17 protein-coding genes are annotated in these 20,490 nt (G+C 52.4%); 4 read left to right on the forward strand and 13 right to left on the reverse strand.

Annotation, left to right across the window (positions count from 1 at the left end; all coding sequences use genetic code 11):
* Positions 1-207 precede the first annotated feature (207 nt).
* Together BLS94_RS09775 and BLS94_RS09780 are read left to right on the forward strand one after the other, a co-directional pair.
* Positions 208-723 (forward strand): NlpC/P60 family protein, encoded by a 516-nt coding sequence (locus BLS94_RS09775; protein WP_256325375.1) that lies wholly within the window; start codon positions 208-210, stop codon positions 721-723.
* 471 nt (positions 724-1,194) lie between these two features.
* Positions 1,195-3,567, forward strand: a complete 2,373-nt coding sequence (locus tag BLS94_RS09780) for a Tex family protein (RefSeq protein ID WP_090960339.1) — start codon at positions 1,195-1,197, stop codon at positions 3,565-3,567.
* A gap of 250 nt (positions 3,568-3,817) precedes the next feature.
* On the opposite strand, the gene BLS94_RS09785 is transcribed toward BLS94_RS09780, so the two are convergent.
* The 7 genes from BLS94_RS09785 to BLS94_RS09815 all read right to left on the reverse strand — a co-directional run bounded on the left by BLS94_RS09785 (position 3,818) and on the right by BLS94_RS09815 (position 12,477).
* Complete coding sequence (locus tag BLS94_RS09785) at positions 3,818-4,222, reverse strand: hypothetical protein (RefSeq protein ID WP_176767848.1); 405 nt, start codon at positions 4,220-4,222, stop codon at positions 3,818-3,820.
* Between the two features lie 723 nt (positions 4,223-4,945).
* The gene (locus tag BLS94_RS09790; protein WP_090960342.1) at positions 4,946-7,606 is read right to left on the reverse strand and encodes an MMPL family transporter; all 2,661 of its coding nucleotides are present in this window, start codon (positions 7,604-7,606) and stop codon (positions 4,946-4,948) included.
* Between the two features lie 326 nt (positions 7,607-7,932).
* Positions 7,933-9,132, reverse strand: a complete 1,200-nt coding sequence (locus tag BLS94_RS09795; protein WP_090960345.1) for a cupin-like domain-containing protein — start codon at positions 9,130-9,132, stop codon at positions 7,933-7,935.
* Between the two features lie 168 nt (positions 9,133-9,300).
* Positions 9,301-9,507 carry a hypothetical protein gene (locus BLS94_RS09800; RefSeq protein WP_090960348.1) on the reverse strand — a complete coding sequence of 69 codons (207 nt, stop codon included), beginning with the start codon at positions 9,505-9,507 and terminating at the stop codon, positions 9,301-9,303.
* Between the two features lie 700 nt (positions 9,508-10,207).
* Entirely contained in the window at positions 10,208-10,492 is a 285-nt protein-coding gene (locus BLS94_RS09805; RefSeq protein WP_371130270.1) for an integrase core domain-containing protein, read from the reverse strand.
* Between the two features lie 143 nt (positions 10,493-10,635).
* A complete protein-coding gene (locus BLS94_RS09810) occupies positions 10,636-11,082 on the reverse strand; it encodes a VOC family protein (protein WP_072767427.1) in 447 nt (148 codons plus the stop codon).
* A 135-nt stretch (positions 11,083-11,217) separates the two neighbouring features.
* Positions 11,218-12,477: an NADH:flavin oxidoreductase/NADH oxidase gene (locus BLS94_RS09815; protein ID WP_256325376.1), complete on the reverse strand. Its 1,260-nt coding sequence runs from the start codon at positions 12,475-12,477 to the stop codon at positions 11,218-11,220.
* 510 nt (positions 12,478-12,987) lie between these two features.
* On the opposite strand from BLS94_RS09815, the gene BLS94_RS09825 reads away from it, so the two are divergent.
* A complete protein-coding gene (locus BLS94_RS09825) occupies positions 12,988-13,896 on the forward strand; it encodes a PEP-CTERM sorting domain-containing protein (protein ID WP_090960353.1) in 909 nt (302 codons plus the stop codon).
* A gap of 111 nt (positions 13,897-14,007) precedes the next feature.
* Here BLS94_RS09825 and BLS94_RS09830 read toward each other — a convergent pair whose 3' ends face one another.
* The 6 genes from BLS94_RS09830 to BLS94_RS09855 form a co-directional block, all read right to left on the reverse strand.
* Positions 14,008-14,991, reverse strand: a complete 984-nt coding sequence (locus BLS94_RS09830) for a hypothetical protein (protein WP_090960356.1) — start codon at positions 14,989-14,991, stop codon at positions 14,008-14,010.
* 179 nt (positions 14,992-15,170) lie between these two features.
* Positions 15,171-15,617, reverse strand: a complete 447-nt coding sequence (locus tag BLS94_RS09835; protein WP_176767849.1) for a cupin domain-containing protein — start codon at positions 15,615-15,617, stop codon at positions 15,171-15,173.
* A gap of 279 nt (positions 15,618-15,896) precedes the next feature.
* On the reverse strand, positions 15,897-16,148 hold the full coding sequence (locus BLS94_RS09840; RefSeq protein ID WP_090960362.1) for a hypothetical protein: 252 nt from the start codon (positions 16,146-16,148) through the stop codon (positions 15,897-15,899).
* Positions 16,149-16,493: 345 nt separating this feature from the next.
* Positions 16,494-17,219: a DUF4198 domain-containing protein gene (locus BLS94_RS09845; RefSeq protein ID WP_143021683.1), complete on the reverse strand. Its 726-nt coding sequence runs from the start codon at positions 17,217-17,219 to the stop codon at positions 16,494-16,496.
* A 158-nt stretch (positions 17,220-17,377) separates the two neighbouring features.
* Positions 17,378-17,581, reverse strand: a complete 204-nt coding sequence (locus BLS94_RS09850; protein ID WP_090960367.1) for a class I SAM-dependent methyltransferase — start codon at positions 17,579-17,581, stop codon at positions 17,378-17,380.
* Positions 17,582-17,661: 80 nt separating this feature from the next.
* On the reverse strand, positions 17,662-18,009 hold the full coding sequence (locus tag BLS94_RS09855; RefSeq protein WP_090960370.1) for a DUF3024 domain-containing protein: 348 nt from the start codon (positions 18,007-18,009) through the stop codon (positions 17,662-17,664).
* A gap of 309 nt (positions 18,010-18,318) precedes the next feature.
* On the opposite strand from BLS94_RS09855, the gene BLS94_RS09860 reads away from it, so the two are divergent.
* Positions 18,319-20,286 (forward strand): ATP-dependent nuclease, encoded by a 1,968-nt coding sequence (locus BLS94_RS09860; RefSeq protein ID WP_090960373.1) that lies wholly within the window; start codon positions 18,319-18,321, stop codon positions 20,284-20,286.
* Positions 20,287-20,490 lie beyond the last annotated feature (204 nt).

Genomic DNA, 20,490 nt, shown 5'->3' on the forward strand with positions numbered 1-20,490 from the left:
GCCTTTGGCAACCTTCGGAACATCTGTTATTGCTGAGCTAGCGCTGCTGGATTAGAATTCGTTTCATAATGATTCTGCTAATTTATTGCGATGGAAGGTTGCAGGCATTAAACTTTGGCGAAAACGCGCCCCGAATATGTCGTATTGAATACCGTTATCCCTCCGTTTACTGGAGAAGGACGGCTTATTCCAGAGGAAAGGTCGCTTGTGAAAAATAAACTCTGGTTTATCGGCTTGCTCGTAATCATGACGCTCATGGGTTGCTCCCATGTGCCTGAAAGAGGCATGACAAGGGCGGCCTACCCGGGGATGGATACGAGCGCAGCCAAGGACATCGACCTGAGCGATTCGGATTCGCTGAAGGCGATTCTCTACGCCCAGTATGAGGAATGGAAGGGTACGCCGCACCAGATCGGCGGCTTGAGCAGGGACAGCATAGACTGCTCCGGGTTCGTCTATTTAACGTTTAAATCGAAGCTGGGCATTGTACTGCCAAGATCAACCGATTCGCTGATAGAGCTGGGAGTCCACATCGATAAAGACGAGTTGCGTACGGGCGATCTGGTCTTTTTCAAGACGGGTATATCGCTCAGGCATGTCGGGGTCTATCTCGAGCGCGGCAGGTTCATGCATGCATCGACCAAGCAGGGCGTCTCGATTTCAAATTTGAACAGCGCCTATTGGAAATCCGCCTATTGGAAAGCGAAGCGGCTGGAAATGTGACATAAGATTACTGTACAAGAGTCAGCAACACCATTACGTCGATTATCGGAAAAATCTCTCTCTGTAGGTCAGGCTACGCCTGACCTTACTCTTGACTATCCGACTGTCGAGGTTTGTAGGTCAGGCAACGCCTGACATTTTTTTGACTTTCGACAACCAGACCAGTCCCGGCTGCTTTACCTGCCAGTCTAGCCAGTCTAGTAGGATGGGTGGAGCAAAGCGCAACCCATCAGCATGCACACATTAACAAAACGAATGATGGGTTACGCTTTGCTCCACCCATCCTACAGAAGTGATGTTACCCGAGCGGAATCGCGTCAATATAGCTTGAGCCATTCTCGGTTTTGTTGTCGAGCATAACCCAACCACGTTGTTTTCCCCTTGGCTCCGACAGAACGTGCCCATAATACCGGCGTGGGAATCGACAGCCAGGTAGTCCCATCCGGCAGAGGCGTGGTATGCTTCGCCGCTATGCTGCCATCCATCGAACAACGCCTGTCTCTTGAACTTGTCGCCAAGCCACCTCAGATTGCCGCTGCTATCGCCCTTCTGGACGAAGGCGCGACGGTTCCATTTATTTCACGATATCGCAAGGAAGCCACGGGCGGGCTGACCGATACCCAGTTGCGGCTGCTGGAAGAGCGGCTGGGTTACCTCCGCGAGCTGGAAGACAGGCGCGCTACTATCGTCGCATCCATTGAAGAGCAGGGCAAGATGACCCCGACCCTGCTGGCGTCAATCCTGCAGGCGGAAGACAAGACGCGGCTGGAAGATCTTTATCTGCCTTTCCGGAAGAAGCGCCGTACAAAAGCGCAGATCGCGCTGGAGGCGGGGCTTGAACCGCTGGCGGATGCATTGTTGACCAACCCGATGCTGCAACCCGAGGAAGAGGCGGGAAAATACCTGAAGCCCGCTTTCGCCACAGAGCAAGGCGACAATCCCGGTGTGGAAGATACCAAGGCAGCACTCGAGGGCGCACGGCAAATCCTCATGGAGCGGTTCGCCGAGGACGCAGTGCTGCTCCAGTGGCTGCGGGAATATCTGCTGGCGCATGGCATGGTCGAGTCACGAATCGTCAAGGGAAAGGAAGAGGCGGGCGCCAAGTACGCCGATTATTTCGACTATTTCGAAGCGATCAACACTATTCCCTCACATCGCGCCCTGGCTATGTTCCGTGGCCGCCGCGAAGAAATCCTGCATGTTGCCTTGCGGCTGGATTCTGAAGCAGAAAGGCCGAAATGGGATGCGCCGCATAACCCCTGCGAAGCCCGCATTGCCATGCATTTTGGTATCAAGAACCAGAATCGAGCGGCTGACGCATGGCTGAGCGATACGGTACGCTGGACCTGGCGGGTGAAAAGTTTTCTCCATCTTGAAACCGAATTGATGGGCGCGCTGCGCAAGCGCGCCGAAGCCGAGGCGATAGACGTCTTTGCGCGTAATCTGAAAGCGCTGCTACTGGCTGCGCCTGCCGGGCCACGTGTCACGATGGGCCTCGACCCCGGCGTGCGTACAGGGGTAAAGGTCGCGGTAGTGGATGCGACCGGCAAGGTCATGGATACCGCCGTTATTTATCCGCACCAGCCCAGGAACGATTGGGAGGGATCGCTTCAAGTGCTGGAAAAGCTGGCTGAAAAATACCAGGTATCGTTGATTTCCATTGGCAACGGCACGGCATCGCGTGAAACCGACAAGCTGGCAAGCGACCTGATCAAGCTGCGCCCGGAACTCAAATTGACCTCCATCGTCGTATCGGAAGCGGGTGCATCGGTCTATTCCGCTTCGGAATTCGCCTCGCGCGAATTGCCCGGCATGGACGTATCGTTGCGCGGTGCGGTATCCATTGCCCGCCGTTTGCAGGACCCCTTGGCCGAATTGGTAAAGGTCGATCCCAAATCCATCGGTGTCGGCCAATACCAGCACGATGTTGCACAAACCCAACTGGCGCGCTCGCTCGACGCGGTGGTCGAAGACTGCGTCAACGCGGTTGGCGTGGATGTCAACACGGCCTCATCGCTTCTTCTGGAAAGGGTCTCCGGACTTAACAGCACCGTAGCGCAAAGCATTGTCGCGTATCGCGACATGCAAGGCGTGTTCACCTCGCGCGGGGCTTTGCGCAAGGTGCCGCGCCTGGGTGACAAAACCTTTGAACAGGCGGCAGGTTTTCTCCGCATCATGAACGGCGATAATCCGCTGGATGCCTCCGCCGTGCATCCCGAGGCATATCCGCTCGTGGAAAAGATCATCGCCGACCTCAAGCAGGATATCAAGTCGCTCATCGGTAATGGCGAACTGCTGAAGTCATTGAATCCGGCCAGGTATACGGATGAGAAATACGGCATACCCACGATCAGCGATATTTTGGGTGAGCTTGAAAAGCCGGGCCGCGACCCCCGCCCGGAGTTTACTACCGCGACATTCAAGGAGGGCGTGAACGAAATGAAGGACCTGCGCCCGGACATGATCCTGGAGGGCGTGGTGACCAATGTAGCCGCGTTCGGGGCGTTCGTCGACGTTGGCGTGCATCAGGACGGGTTGGTGCATATTTCCGCACTTGCCGACAAATTCGTGAAGGACCCGCACACCGTGGTCAAGGTAGGGCAGGTCGTCAAGGTCAAGGTGGTGGAGATCGATGAAAAGCGCAAGCGGATTGCGCTTACCATGCGCTTGAAGGAGGTTCCCTCGCAACGCGGGCAAGGCGCCGATAAACCTGAACAGCGCGGAGACGGGAAGGAGTATTTATCCCGACCTCAACAACAGAAACAAAAACAAAAACAGCTACAAAAACGGGAGCCTGTGGTTAATACCGCAATGGCTGCTGCTTTTGCGAAGCTGAAAGGTTAACTGTGCTTACGTATTAAGACTCACCACCAAGGTTTCCTGGTACAAAGGGATTCGGAGGGAAATTTCATCCTGCCCCTTCATTAAATACGTTGCAGCGACTGTGCCAAATGCTCCACCATGAAAACCTGCATTTTTTATGGGAGCCGCATCCCGCGTTTACACGCCCAAGGCACAAGTACGTGTGACGTATCTAGTATGGGGAGCTACGCCTAAACCCCAACAAACTTAACTTTCCTTTTAAAACAAAGAATTATTGGCTGCCTGAGGTGCGGTAAGACTCCGGGATGGAAACTGATTTGGCCCGGGCTTCAACACCGCTCGGCCTCTGCGGTTGGGAGGCATTCAAAGTTGCAAGTTGTATGGCCCTTTGCCGATGTAATTCAGCTTGTCTTGCATGGTTTTTTGCATCTTTATCATATTTGCGGGCCAACGCATGGGCATATCCCTGTAGATCCTGGGCTTTTCCACCGTAGAGGTAGCTTTTATCCTCATAATGTTCCAGCAGCCGTTTTTGTTCCTGAGCCTTGGCTTGCATTTCTCTGGCTGCATCTTCGTGAAACTTTGCCTTTGTTTCATAATCATCCAGGGTGACAGCACTCTGGACTTCCGCATCAGCATCTGTCGCAGAAACTGCGGATGAAAACAGTACTGCCACGAGTAGCGCTGCCGCCATGCCCGGGACATATAAAAGGGCAATAACTTTTCCTGTTTTCATTCCTCTCCTCTATTTTTCTGTTCAAACCCGATATCGAAAGAATCACACTTGTGAAGAAAGAATCACATCTGTGAATAAACTGTGAAGTTTTTGTGATTTTAATGTGAGGATGCTTTTTGATCAACTGGGTTCTCAAAAATTTCTCACAGAAAATGGCCGACGAAGCATGAGGTTTTGGAGGGGTTATTCCGTAGAGAGATCGCAATATGCAGGAGGCCGAGGGGGAACATACGGAACAGGAGCAGGACGGTGACCGGCGTCGTCAGTCATAACCAGACGATCATGCGGCGGGTGCAAGAGGCTACAAGGGTAAAGAAGCGAGCAGGGCCTGAGCTAATTCCGACAAATTCAGGCACACAATAAGCTTTTGATATAAGGAGTGATTGTTGTAAGTGATTGCCAGATTTGGCTGGCAATAATCGAAACGCCGGTTGTTGCAGAAGCAAGCGTGCCAGAAAGATCACCGAATACCGTTCACGCTTGCTGGACGAATTCACCCGCGCCTGTTTAGGGACGGGTTGGTTTTTCCTGGCAACACCGATAGAGCAGGAAGGCGTCCCAATGCAGCAAGGCTGCCGTCTTTGCAATCCATGACAGGGTGGGTTCCGCGTTGCCCTGGCACCCAAAGGGTGGTTCTATATTTTTTTATCCCGTCAACCGAGGTCAGTTGCCTTCCTTGTGTGTTAACACAAGTTTACTGAGGGCAGGGAGGATAATAAATGTACAGACCATGATCCAGAATATGCCTATGGTAATGATCAAACCCATGCTGGAGATGCCGGCATGCGGCGAGAAAGCCAATCCGCCAAAGCTGGAGGAAGTGGTCAGGGCCCCATAAAATATGGCCCTGGCGGTGCTGGACTGATAGATATTCTGCTCTTCAGAATCAGAAAGCGAATGGCGCAGCCTTACGAGCATGTGGATGCCGTTGTCAACCCCCAGTCCCAATAACAGCGGCAGAGCGATGATATTGGCAAAGTTAATGGGAGTGTGGGTGAGAACAGCGCTTGCCATGGTAAAGAGCCCGGCCAGTATGAGCGTTGCCATGATCAGGATGGTATCGATAACACTGCGCCGGATGGCGAGCAAAACAAGCGTGATGGCGACCAGGGCAATCACGATAGCCTCTTGAAAAGCATCGACCACTACCTTCATGGATTCCCAGTATATGATCGGCAGGCCGGTTGTCTCCGGTGCGACCGATTGCACCTCGGTAATAAATTCTTTCAGATTAGTCAGATCATTCAGGTCTTTTTTTGGAAAAATCTGGACACGGTACAAACCGTCCTTGCTCAGCCATCGGTTCCGGATATCGGGAGGCAGATCGTCCAGGCTGATTTTTCTGGCTTCCAGACTGGCTGATAGCTCTTTCATGACCTGCGGTAATGTGCTGAGCAACGCGGTCTGGATTTTTTCAATGAAAATTGTCCGGCTAGGCTGTTGCCCTTCGTCAAGCTGGACCAAAATTTCCTGCAATTCCTTTTTAAGGCGCGTTAATGACGCGCGATCCTGCACGTTGGTTTTTTGCGGCAGCTGTTTATCAATGGTTTCTACCAGGTGAGTGATGCCGGGGGCCGGATCGACATCGGTTTTTAGCTGGGGGAAATGCTGCACTTGCGGCCCCAGCATCAGCCCGAGGTCTTCAATCAAGAACAGTTTTTCATCCTGGTCTGTGGGTTGAAGGTCAAAAAGGCTGATGGTTTTACCAACTGAACCTAATGTCGACAGCTTTTGCTGCAGGATTTTGGCGCTATTTCCATCCTTCGCCAGGACATCCAGCGTCAGTGGCGTGGTTTCTTCGTCTTCCATTAATTTTTTGAACGCGATAACTGATTCGGTGCCGGGGTCGCGAAGGTCGATCGGATTAAAATCGGTTTTCACATTAAGCGCCAGCACGATGGAAATCAGCGCCACAACGAGGGTGGCGACGGAGATTGGCTTGGCGTAACGGATCGGTAAAGCTGCCAGTTTCTTTGACAGATCTGAGACCAGATGCCGATTTTCCTCCGGCCTGAACTTTCCCGGTGCCGGCAGGATTTTTAACAGTGCCGGCATGGTAACCAAAGTGATCAGCAGGCAAATAAACAGACTGGTCCCTGCCAGCAAGCCAAGCTCGGCGACGCCTTTGTAATCGGTGGGCATAAAGGCATAAAGCCCGATGGATGTCGTGCCGGCGGCCAGCAGCAGCGAAGGTCCAACGGTCATGAAGGTATCGCGTAGCGCTTGCTCTTTATCGACGTCATCGTTCAAATTATCTCGATAGCGTAAGCAAAAATGAATCGCATATTCCACGCCCAGGCCGATATTGGATACTGCAAAAGCTATTGAAATCAGGTTTAGTTCTGTAACGGCAATGGCTGCGAATGCGCCGCAGAAAACCATGCCCAAGGTCAGGGTCAGCAAGGTGGCTACCGTAAGCAAAATGGACCGGTAGGCAACCAGTAAAATAAATAACACCAGGACAACGGAGAAAACACTGGCGGTAAAGGTGCCGGTACTGATGCCTGCAAGCTCATCATCCTCCAGGCCGACTTCGCCCGTCACCCAGACCTTGACAACCGGCAGACCGGGATCCTGGATATCGGCAGCGGCTTTGCGGATAGCCTCGATCGCGCTTTCGGCAGGACGGATATGCGAGTGATCGAGCTTGGGTGAGACAATAATGAACGCCTTGTTGGAATGCCTTCTCTTCTCGGCAATCAATGATTCCCAGGAGAGCAAAGCTTTTTCCCCATTGATCGTTTTATGCAAAACAGATGCTATTTTGTCGGCCAGCGAGGCTAAATCGACAGGTACAACCTGGGCCTTGTCTGTTGCCTCCTTATCTGTAGCCTTGAGGGCATCCTCAAAAATAGAAAAAAAGCCGGCGAGATCGGGTTCCTGGGCAATTCTGCCGATAAACGGCTGGGCGATCGACAGGTTGTTGGATAGCGCCTGCAACTCGTCCGTATCCAGATAAAGCAGGCCGTTCTGGCGGAAAAATACGTTGTCATCGGGAATATAGGCGGAATGGAAGTGGTCCCTGTTATTGCTGAGCAGGCCCAGCAGTCTTCTACTCGCGGATTTGGTCAGTTCAGGCGTATCCGACTCGACCACCAGCAACAACGTGCTCAAATCCTGGGAAAAAGCTTGCTCAGACAGGCGGCGATATTGCTGAAAAGGCGCATCGGGCGCGATCAGCTTGCTGGTATCGGTATCGATGCGCAAATGATCGGCTGCGTAGTGTCCGGCCAAAATACCGAACATGATTATCATTGACAGTACGGTAAAAGGGTGGCGCAGTGTCCAGTTTCCCCAAAACGCGTAACTGCGGATTGTTGGCATAATCGGTCGGATCGGGCTCGATTAATTTGTTGGAGGATTAATTTATTTGAGACTCGATTAATTTGAGAGCAGCTTTGCGGAAGACGCGACTACCAAATTCGATACGGTTGGGAATCTTGAATGGAGCCCAAGCGCAAACGAATAAACAACGCTCGCTTCCATCTGTAATATATCGAAATCCTGTAAGACCGTTACGTGAACGACAGGTATCGATGCGGCGGCATGTCCGAACACCTTCAGTTTGTGGGAAATATTCCCTTGTCAGAACGACTTCTGAAAACAATTCAACCGAGGTCGTCCTATTCTTATATCGGAGGCGGATTTTCTCAGTATAACGTGGTTTCCTGCTCGTTATGGGCGGTGTCGGCGGCGAGATCGGCAATATTGCCGCGTATGCTGCAGCTGATGACTTCGATGCAGCTTTTCCAGAAACCACCCGAAAGGAGTTGCAGGCCGCGGAAATACCGGTTCGAGACCTCCGTTGGCGCGGTATACCTGCAGGTAATGCCCAGGCCCTCTTCATCGAGGTTGATTGTCTTATGCCACATCCATGCCGGGAAAAACAAAACATCACCTGGGTGCAGGTCGAATTCATAGCGCGGCGCATATTCTGTCAGTGCATAAGCATCACGATCACTCGGTTCGCCATTCTCATCGGCGTTGAACTCTGCAAACCGCCGCATGCCGTTTCCACGCGCCGCCGGGTACAACAGCCAGGAGTATTCAGACTCGATCAGCGTCCAATGTTTGGACCCAGATACGGCCAGATACCAATTGGGACCTTCCTCGCAGTGGTAGTTCGCATTCAAACCCGCTCCCAAGCCCAGAATCAGAAAACTCAGAACGGGTTTCGACGGCCGCCCCATGACAGGAAAATATCCGTGTGACCGCGGGATGCCAAAATATTCGTAAAAAGTCGGGTTTTGGTCGAGCAGCAATTGTTGCGGGATGAAATTGCGGCGGCGATCCTCGGCGATCCGGCGCAGGGAGGTATTAACCATCTTCTTGGTACCCTTGTCCAAAGCCTGCACCACCGTGTTCGGAAATCGTTCCGCGAGCCTTGTAAGGGTCCAGTCCTCGGAGGCATTTTCTACAAATCCGCGCAGCACGCAGGGAATGGATCGTTTGACGTGCTCGCGGTAAAATCGGTGCGGATCAATCTCACCAGGCCCATACTCGGAAATTGCCAGAACTTGCTTGCGCGGTACGCCGTAGTTTTGCAATCGCCGTAGTATCCGCTGCTCCCTGCGCCGACGAACGTCTCGCAACAAGTCGGGATTATGGGATAGGTGCTGACACAACATGATGCTTTTCAGCGCCAGCACATTGCCGTATCCCAGGGGCAGTTTCGCTACCCCGCGTTTGCCTATTCGCTCAATAAGAAATGTGTGCAGGAAAAGTTGCTGCTCCACCACCAATTGCCACATAACATATAGAATCGTGGCCACTCCAGCTAGCGGTGTGGCAAGCAGGTTTCTCGCATACGCCAGTGTCGTTCTTTTTTTTGTCTTGCCTGTACTCGCCATCGGATGCCTCCTTTGGTTCGCTTCTCTACGTTTAATTTCACCTTGAGAATTAGTTCATGCAAAACTTCGTTATTTGTTCAGCCAAGTCTGATTCCGGTTTGGTATGGCGATGAAATGATGGAAAGATACAAATTAAGGTTGCGAATTAATTCAGTTGTCTCGATCGAGCTAGAGGTGGCGGGAAGCGATTCTAATTAATTTCAGCACTGGAGCCATACGCCATACGATGAAGCGCGTCCGTCTTATGCTGCCTGGTACGCCCTTCACATTAGACAACGCCGCGGCAATCGTCAAGCCTGCTTTTTCTTCGATGAAGATTATGTCACCTGTCTTGATCGGCTGGCGGAATGTGCCGGCAGGGGGGGTGCGACTCATTCCTGTTTACTGTGAGAGTCCATGATAGAGGTTGGTTTCAAAAACGGGGAAAGTATTCAGGTCGGCCAGTTAAATTAAACCGGGAGCAAATTGCTGCATGCGGAGCGTCCCGTTGACCTGCCCATCTGTTTTTGGGAGCACGATGAATTGCAGGTGGGGGTTGTCTTGACTTGTGCGGTATCGCGCTTTGCGATATAGCTATGAAGAATATTTGCCCTCAGCAAATGACTGGGAGGGGTTAGTCTCTCACATTGCTTATCAGCGCATCGTGATTGAGGAAATGGAGCAGTACCGGCAATGAGAAACGACGAATAGAAAACCGACGGGAGGCACTTGTCGCGTTTTGAGTTAGGCAGTAATAACGTCCCGCCTTGGCATACAAGAACACCAACCTTCTGTTGTCGAACAGAAGCACTCGAGCCACGCGGTCTGGAAGTGAAAATCGGCAACCGAAATTTCCGGTCTACGCGCAGACATCTCCACCCGCATTGGAGCAGTCCGATTTTGCGCGGCTTCAACGACATTGAATGGCTTACTTACCCCATCAGCTCTGATTGGGTTGCGATCGCTCGACCTGTAGACACTCGCTTCAGCGGTAAATCCCGGCATATTACAAATGCTCATTTCACACCTCCCCTGATCCTTGCCTCGATGCTAAATGCAAGGTTTGCTTACGGCTTAAAAATACAGAGATTAGGTTTTAATTCTCAATGTCTCTGTACGTTTTCGCACATAGGCCCTGCGGTGAACCCTGTTCACGTGTCTGCCGGCGGGAGGCATTTTCTCTTTCCTGGCGGGCGAATTCAGCGGGTGTTGCCCACTGCAATGCAGAGTGGGGGCGCGTCTCATTATAGTACTGCCGCCACTCATCAATCTTGCGCCTGGCGTCCTCCAAGACATCCTGCCGCAACTGTCCGTGGCTTTCTTCATTGGCCGAATCGCGGTTACCAAGGCGGTATATTGCATTTGCATGTTGGAGGACCACGAATAACTAACCGGTGTGCCTGCCTCGATCGAATCAATACAGAAGGCTGCTTCCTGATAGCTTCCAGGGATTTTTAATCTGCCTCTTCGAATTTCCAGATGCTCGCTCATCTCTGCATGGCTCTTGCGATTCGATTCCTTCTCTTACGGTTCGATTCCTTTTTTGCGCAATTCCGCTTTCGCTTCCTCGCTTTTATCCAGGTTCAGCCCCATGAACTTCAGCACCGCCGGCGTCTTCGTGAATTGCAGGTCACGGTATTCGACCACCTGGATGCGATTGCCCCACGGGTCGAGAAAGTCCAGGAAGCCGCCTTCCAGAATTTTTGCGCCTGCCGCTTTTGCCAGTTCACGCACTCGGGACCGATCATCGACCACGAGACCGAAATGCCTGTCGTCGTCCGCACCCTGGGTTCGACCTTCGGTTAACGCGATGAACTGATCACCCATATCGATGAAAGCTGATTTCTGGCCGCGGCCACGCAATTCGAAGGTGAAGATGCGGCCATAGAAGGCGAGCGCTTCATCGATATTTCCGACTTCGAGCGCGATATGGTTGATGCCGACCAGGCGCGGTTTGGTATTTTCGTCCATGCTGTTTTCTCCGGATGATTAACGGGTTTTATTGCCGGGAATTCTCTTTGCCTGCCTTGTTGGGTCAGGACGGCCGAGCTACCCCTTCCAACCGAGCCCAATTTTATCGATGTTCTTGATTTGTACACGCGCTCCTTATTTCGCGCGCCGCTTGACAGCATAGCCATAGGGGGTCGGCCAGTCAGGCTCCACCCCCATTGCATGCTGCGCCTTGAGAGCCCAGTATGGTTCTCGCAGCAATTCCCGCCCGATAAAGACGAGATCCGCCTGGCCGCTGGTAATGATTTCATCTGCGTATTGTGAGTCGGTAATCAGGCCTACGCCACCCGTTCGGATTTCCGCCCCCGCGCGGATGCAGCCGGCAAATGGAACCTGGTAGCCTCTGGCGACAGGAATCTTCGCATCGGGCGTTGTTCCACCGGAGGAGACGTCAATTAGATCCGCGCCCAATGCTTTGAGTTCTCTGCAAAGAACGATGGATTGCTCAATATCCCAGCCTCCATCCGCCCAATCGGTTGCCGAGATGCGTACGAAAAAAGCCAGCTCCTGAGGGATAACTTCGCGCAGCCGTCCCGCGACTCGCAGCAATAGCCGCACGCGGTTTTCCAGACTGCCGCCATATTCATCCGTGCGGTGGTTGCTGATCGGCGACAGAAATTCATGCATCAGGTAACCGTGAGCGGCGTGCAACTCGATCACTTTGAAGCCTGCCTGGAGCGCACGTCGCGCGGCTGATTCCCATGCATCGATGCAATGCTCGATATCCGCTTCAGACATGGATGCCGGAACCGGGTCTCCTGCATCGAAGGGCAGGGGGCTGGGACCGATAACCGGCCAGCCACCTTCAGCAGCCGTTTTCAGGCTGTTTCCACCAGTCCATGGGGCATCACAACTCGCCTTGCGCCCGGCATGAGCGAGCTGTATACCGGGAACCGCGCCTTGTGCCTCGACGAACCTCGAGATCCGAGCCAATGGTTCAATATGATCATCTTTCCAGATTCCCATATCACCCGGCGAAATGCGTCCCTCGGCGGTAACTGCCGTGGCCTCCACCATTACAAGCCCTACACCGCCTATCGCCCGACTGCCAAGGTGAACCAGATGGAAATCATTGGCAAAACCATCCTGCGCCGAATACATGCACATGGGTGACATTGCGATCCGGTTGCGGAAAGTGACGCTGCGAATGGTCAGCGGCGATAGCAGGTCAACCTCCGGGACCTCACGGTCGTGTTCGCTCTGGCATTGGGTCTGGATTGCGCTTGGGCCAGCGCTTCTGTGAGCGGGCAAAGTGGCGCTTTGGCGCAAAGTGGCAGTAGTCATCAAATTTTCGGTTTCGCTTACGGACGGGGGACCTTCGGATTTGTCGCGTTTGCTCTGATCATAATAGGTCATGATTTTCCTTTATTGAAAAAGTACCTGTTGACCCTGTGCAACTTCGTGGATTCGGCCGGTTGCTTGATCCGTACATTAAATCTACACCGTGACGCTATTCAGGGGCGCATTAACGTAATGTAGCTTAAGGGATCGCTGTTGCAATGCTATTAATGCAGGAGAATCAGCGCTAAATTGGACTGGGTTACGCCACGAAACCAGATGCTTTGAGATATGCCGCCGATGGTTACAGTTTCCATGGTTGCAATGCTGCCGGGAATGATGTGATTCTTCGCATCCGTGAATGGAACGGTATGAACGCAGCCGGTGCACAAAAGGAACAACGCAACGGTGGCAACGTGCCCGAATGATAAAGGGCGAATAATCCAGAAAGATTTCTTCCAAACCATGTGTCAATGTCTCTTGCTTTCAAAGTATAGAGTGCTATACCTGTAAAAAGCTCTGGAAAAGTTCGGCGCTTTTTTCGTGGATATATTCATAAACAGCTTCTTAAGGAAAAGGAGATTTATCATGCGCACAATCAAGATGATTGCCGGAGCAATGGCTGCTACTGCCAGTCTTTACATTCCGTCCGCATTGTCCGCGCCGCCTGTGGTCTACAGCGGATCTGGCGCTGACGCCACCACTGCCCTCGACGCTTTCCGCGCCGCGATTGGCGGGGCCAAGAATACCGCTGGGCCTGAAGCGAGTGGGCGCCGTGAAATCAGCTGGGATGGTGTAAAGCTTGATGGCACCGACGCAAATCCGAATACGCAGGTGGTGGACTCCGGCCATACGGTCGTCATCCCCGTCGACCGTTTTCGGGCGCAGGGGGCATTATTCGAAGACCCCTATGCAGTTAGCGGTGACGGTTTTGCCAGCGTTAACCCGGGCACCGCCGGACAATTCCCCGCTTTTAGCCCCAACAATACCTTCGTCATGCAGGATCAGACACCGTACCAGTTCGACGATCGCTTCATCGGTCAAAGCTTTACCATTCCCGGCACGGCAACGGCGGCAGGCACACGTGGTTTCGGTGCAATTTTTATCGATGTGGAAAAAGCCGGAAGCAGCAGCATTGAATACTTCGGTCATGACGCCGGCGGACACGAGGTCAGCCTCGGTACATTCGCAGTGCCCACCGGCGCAAGCGGCGAACCCCAATTTCTCGGCGTGCTGTTCGATAACCCTGTTGTGACTGACGTCAATTTGACCGTCGGAACCAATACCCTGTTTAACTTCGACGGTACCAGCTTCCAGTCATTTGGTCCGGAAAACCTCAGTGGTAATACTGATCTTGCCGTCACCGACGATTTCGTCTTCGCCGAACCGACCATGGCGGCTGCTGTTCCGGAGCCATCATCATATGCCTTGATGCTGGCTGGCCTGTGCCTGATTGGTTTCGCTGCGCGTCACAAAACAAGGCTTAACCTGGTTTAGCTGTGTTCGGACAATTCCGTCTTGATGACGGGGTTTGTTTTCTGTGGAAATGAAGTAACACCCATGCTTGCGAAGTCGCCGGTAAGGTAGTTTGCTACAAGCGGTCGAGCTTCAAATTTCTTCCAAGGAATGAGCATTTACACCTGCAATAAGAGTGTAGTTGATGGTTCCGGTTGTGCCCTTTTTTATCGATGCAGGTACTTGCTGGAACGCCCAGAGTCCGAGGTTGTCATGGCGCAGGTTCTGGCTGCTGTTGAAAAATGCCCGGACCATAATGGGACCTGCTGTCGGGCCTGTGGTTGAATTTATCCTGATTCTGTAGCTCGGCGTATTCCCGTTGGGCCACCCGGCATCATCTGTATGGATAGAGTCGAACATTGGCATTGCAGGGTTCAGTGCGTGGGGCGTCACTGGCAGCAGCAGATTTGCCAATGAGGAATCGTAGGATAACGTCGCGGTATCGTTTTCGGTATGCAAACGAAGCGCGTCAACATCATGCCGGACATTATCAATAAACATGCTGGAAACCTGAAGGAGCCGCATCGACTCGAATGTTTTTGTCTGCAGGGCATCCGGCATCACGTCCTCTGTGAATTCAAACGTTCCCGCCACATGGAGTGTGCTGGCAAGCTCATGCGGCTCTTCCAGTGCCAACAGCCAGGTGAGATCCATGATCTGATTAGTCGTTCCGCTGTCTCGTAAACGATTTGCGGGGGAGTTCGTAATCCGGATTAGCATCCTGCCCGTGCTACCTTGATTGAGCTGGGAGGTGTCAATGGCAACGCGCTTTAACTGGGGATGGAAGAACAAAATCTTTTTCGGGCATGAAGCCGATGTGCCGGAGATTGCAGGGCCGAGGACCAGGCTTTGACCGAACGGCAGTGGCGGCGTTGGATCAGCCCCGGCCTTAAGCCGCAGATAACCGGAAGAGTAGATGACAAGAACCTGGGGAAAACGGCTTGTATTGGATACGCGTTTCGCAAAGGATAAAAGCTTTGTCATCCCCATCGATTCGCCGTTGATCAGGACTTCGAACGGATCTTCGGGAATGTACGCCCGGAGCTTTTTTATCACCCACACGCCGTCGTTAAACATCCCTAAGCTCCGTATCCTTTTTCCGGGAAAATGCCATGGAGGCTTTTTCGGTGTCGTCGAGTATACCGATTACTCCTCAGCGATCTTGTGGTGGAGTTTGGTGCGGAAAAGCGGCGCGATACGCCGGATAACGCCGGATAGCCCGCATCAGCGGGTCGACGCTGGCAGCGCAGCCCGGGCTATTTGTCGTAGGTGGTCAGTTGTGCGCCCGTCGGAGCGATAATCGTGGCGAGCAGGCGCGCAGGTAGCGTCCTGCTGGGATTCTCCATGAATGAATGCACGGTCCCGTGCGGTTCGCTCCAGCTTTGCCCGGCGCGATACTCTATCAGCTCGCCACTGTCGAGCTGTGAACGAACAATCCCTTCAAGCACATAGACGAAGACGATGCCTGCATGACGATGGCTGGCACTCCTGGCGTCGGGTGCCAGATTTACGATGACTGCTGTCAGTGTCTGCCCAGGATCATTCGGAAGCACCTCCGCCGTGACAGGCGTGAGAGTTATCCCATCGGAAGTTTCCCCGGCTTGTGCCTCTGCAGCTCCGGCCAAACATCCAACGCTCAGGAAGGCAGCGGCAAGAAATATTTTAATGACGCGCTCCAGGCCCATGATTGAATCGAACTTCATTGTCGTTCCCATCGATAATGTTCCTCATGAATGCGAATCGTGCAATCGTCCTTGAAACTGCGAAAAAAGCCGCTGTTTCCGCCGCGCTAAAGAGCGCAATATAGCAACTATTCGCAGGGATGTCAGGAATCTCGAGTACGAACATACCTGTAGAACGTACCACAGAGCATCCATATCCTTTACAAACCTGCCTTCCTTCTGTTCGTGGCCGGGCACGCGCCGGGGCCGCTGCGCATGGATACAGGCGGCTTTTGGAACCCATGAAAAGTGTTTGGTAGTTTATCGAGGCTTCGAGCGGTTGCGTTTACCATAAATGGGTGATGGATAGGCTCCGCGTTTGTTCTCGCCGGGCGTGAGATAAACCCAGGTGCCGCCGCCACCTCCCCAGGTCTGCACGTCATCGGACGCGTCCAACAGTTTTAAATACAGGGAGGAAAGCCATTTTGCCTTATAACGTGCTCTGGCAAGGTCCACATAACCGCTTAGATAATAGAGTGCCCATGAAGCCGCCCAGCCAATAGTTTGACGCATGATTATCCGCCTCCGGAACTGTACTTGCCGCAAGTGAGCGCGATGTACGCGCACCGGCAGCTGCAAGCGCACATCTTACGAGCTTGATCGGCGTTAGCAATTGGACTCTGGTACTAGCTTGCCTCGCCGAATCCGCCAACAGCGCGGGGCGCCATGCAGCTTCTGCCGAAGGCGTGAACTGTTGAGGCTTTAAAAAGGCGGTTGAGTCGTTACCAAAAAGCTGACCCCAAATCATTAGCCTGGTACTGGTGGGAAGGTTTCGAAGGAACAACCGTTGGAGGGGAAAAAGAAAACAGATCGGGTTAAACCTGACTGCCCGATCCGTTTTTATTTATTATGTGATCTTTATTTCTCGTTACTTGCCTTATTTTCGTGCGCCCCTGCCGGGATATCGAATGTCAGCGTTGCACGATGGCGAAACGCTTCAAATTTATTCCCTTGAAATTCTCCTGGCTGCCTTTCCAAGTGTATGACTTCCAGGACGTACTGGCCGGGCGAGGGCGTTTTTATGTTGATCTTGCCGTTTTCGTCGGTCGTGTGTTCCTGCATCCAGAAATTGGGGGCGTAGACCATGACTTTGGCTTTTGCCAGCGGCGCATTCTGAAAATAAACAGTGAATGCGTTAGGGGATCCATTCTCCGGGACTATATCCAGCATGAGTTCCAATTTAGGGGCTGTATGTTCCGCCAGCGGACTGAAGCGCGTGTAAAACATTGGCTTCACGATACCGATACCTTGCCTGGTCCAATTCTTGACCTCATAGGCAAGCTCCTCGGCGATAATCGGTGATTTATGATCTGAAATTACGCCGAGATCGAAGTGAGTCTCCTTTCGTACCACTTTAATCTCATTCCGATTCCCGGCCGCGTCGAGTATCCATGCTCGTGGTCCTTTTATCTCATCAAGTCTGCCAGGACTCGTCTCTCTTTCCTGTTCCTGGTATTCCCCGAAATAAAGCCGTGCATGATGCGACTTGTCCTGTTCGATCCAGATGTAATGCGCGGCCGCGGGGAATGCGAGGATCAGTCCGGTTAGAACCAGGGCGGCATGAACAAGCAGTTTCTTAAACATGATGTAATTCCCTTGAAAATAAAAGATAAGGTAACTCAAACTGGAATATTTAAAAATAGCGATTAAACTGATGGTAAACGATGGCACTCGAGTTGATCTGCTCATTCTGCCTTGCACATAATGCGGCCCCGCGCTATGTTAAATGCGTATACCCTCTATTACTTTCTATGCGGATTTTGCCGGCAGATTCTGGTCAGGCTGCCGCCAGCCCATTTAAACAAGACGCGGTACTCGGCTTCTGTCCGTTCATGAGCGTGCAGGAAGAGCATCAGCATTTCGAGATCGAGGAGCTTGCCAAGTGAGGGCGCATTGCCTTCCGGAATTACCATTTCAACCATCAGGAGTTTATCGTTTTCAGTCATCCCACCGATGGCAATTCTTGAGGATCGTCAAGGGGGCATCAGCAGGTGATGGCTGCGCAGTATCTGATATTAATTTGATATCAGCCGAAAAAACAACCGTACTCATCCCTGTCAACGACGTCAAGAAGAGCCGCAAGCGTCTTGAATACACAATTTGGCTCGTAGTTGTGCCACTTAAGATCCTGGCGCATCCAGAACAACTTCCAATGATCACGGGTTCGCACGTACGTAGCCTTCGCCACGGGAAATTCCATCTTCAGTGCCGGATTTTGCCAATCAGGGCGAACCTCAAAGATTTCCACGCTATGGCCAGCGATGCGGTATGAGATATCGAGCTCATCACGAATATGAACAGGTGGTCGCCGGCGTGCCAGGAACTGTGCAAGCGCCTTCTCGCAGCGTTTGAGTTCGATCTCGCTAAAGGCCATGTCGGCCGCGCTTAACGTATTTTTCGTATTTTTGAAACATATTCATGCGCTGCAATGCCGCCGATTCACTGAAGAGTTGTCCAGCAGGCATTTCCATATGTTATTCATCAGTTCGATTGATTCGCCTGCTGTACTTTTGTTTCAGGAAATCTAAAATTTCACAGATAGGAGCCAAATCTGCTTCTCATGATTCACGTAAATTACTTTGACCGTGTGGATGCCGAGTCCGTATGCACACGTGGCGTCGTAAATCCATTGCTGACTAACCGCGTATGTGTCTACAATTGTCGCTAAAGTAGAGGAGCTTACATGAAATTGGTGCGTGCACGAATTCAGAATTTCCGAAATATCGAGGATTCCGGGGAGTTCAGCCTTGATGAGCACATAACCTGCCTGGTCGGGAAGAATGAATCGGGCAAGACAACGCTGTTGACGGCACTTTATCGGCTCAATCCTATCTTCAGGGATGCGGGTTTCCAGTGGCAAATAGACTACCCCCGACGCCACTTATCGGACTACGAAGAACGCCACGACGGCAAAGATGCGGATGTAATCACAACATGGTGGACGATCGAACCCGCCGAAAAACAGGCTATCTCCAACGCATTCGGTGCTGGAGCACTGCAGAGCGACGAAGTCGTGGTAAAAAAGGACTATGGCAACGTAATCCGCTGGACAATCAGGTTCGATGAAGCGGCCATCGTTCAACATCTCATTGATACCAGCAGTCTCCATGATGATGAAAAAGCGCATATCGGTTCAGTTCAAACGATGGCGGAACTGAAGGCAAAAACAGAATCGCTTCATGAATCGTCACCGGGCAGATGGCAATGCATCCAGAAAATTGACCTTGATTTTCCGGAGGCCTCGGTTTCCCAGGCTATTGTGAAACTGCTGGACCTGCCGGAATTCATGCTGTTCTCCCAATATCAACGGATGCAAGGTCAGGTCAGTCTTGAGCAGATTCAGCAGAGGGAGTCAAGCAACACGCTGGAAGCGGCGGACCAGGTGTTCATTGCGCTCTGCAAAATGGCCTCCACCACGATTGCACAAGTTGCCTCCATTCAGGATTTCGAGAGCCTCATTTCGCGCTTCGAAAGCGCATCCAACAAGATTTCCGCTGAAATGTTCCGTTACTGGAGCCAGAATAAATTCCTTAAGGTAATTTTCCGGCTGGACCATGCCCTGCCGGGTGACCCGCCTCCCTTCAATAGTGGCCGCATCTTCCGGACTCGCATTCTAAATGAGCTTCACGATGTGACGGTTCCGTTCGACGATCGCAGCACGGGCTTTGTCTGGTTTTTCTCCTTTCTTGTGCTGTTCTCACAGATGAAGAAGCAACACCAGAAAAGGATGGTATTGCTGCTGGATGAACCGGGGCTGAGCTTGCATGGCAAGGCGCAGGCCGACCTTCTGCGCTACTTCCGGGAGCGTCTTGCACCTGACCATCAAGTCATCTATACGACGCATTCCCCATTCATGGTGCCGTCCGACAATCTTCTCTCGGTGCGCACTGTCGAGGATATGGTTGTTTATCATGAGAATGGGGAGCCCGAAGTTAAAGGTACCAAAGTCGGCAGCGAGGTTCTCAGTACCGATCCGGATACGCTGTTTCCACTGCAGAGTGCGCTGGGTTACGAGATGACCCAATCGCTGTTTGTCGGTGAACATACATTGCTGGTGACGAGACCGTCCGATCTTCTTTTCTTGCGGGCAATGTCGGAAGTACTGCGTTCTCACAAGCGCATACCGCTTGATCCGCGTTGGACTATCTGCCCCGCTGGCGGTATCGAGAAAGTCAGCGCCTTCATGAGTTTTTTTGGTGGTAACCGTTTGCATGTTGCGGTGCTGACAGATTTTGCATCAGATCACGAGAGGGTCGAAAACCTGCGCCGATGGAATACTTTGCGCGATACGCATATTTTTTCGATGGGCGCCTCGACAGGCCAGCAGGAGGCGGATGTCGAAGATATGCTTGGTACCGGGCTTTACGTGGAGATCGTAAATGCGTGTTACGGCCTCAAGGGGCGGCAGGCCCTGCCTGTCCCTTCAGCTGGTGCGGTGGCGCGCATTGTCGCGTACGCGGAAGAACATTTCCGTACGCAACAAGATGTTGTCCCGGGCGTGAATCCCAAGTTCGACCGTTACGCCCCCGCCGTCTATTTCACGGAGCACCAATCCGAAATCATCAAGAAATTGTTTGGCGCGGATCTGAAAGCCACTCTTACCCGGTTTGAAAAATTATTTACCGAGTTGAATGCGCTGTTGCCGGAATAGTCGCATACCGATGGCAGAGCGATGCCGTTGCATAAAAGGCCGATCCGATGGTTTGGTCCGGGTCTGGTAGCGGTGGAGCCCCAATTGGCAACTCGTTTCGGATTTCAGTACTTCTATGCAGCAGAGATGTTTATTCGGGACGATCAGGAATTTGGTATGTACCAAGTAACCTGGTTGAGTCCGATGAAAGTAATGGAAGGGCCG

Source organism: Nitrosospira sp. Nsp18, from assembly GCF_900103145.1.
Lineage (GTDB): Bacteria > Pseudomonadota > Gammaproteobacteria > Burkholderiales > Nitrosomonadaceae > Nitrosospira.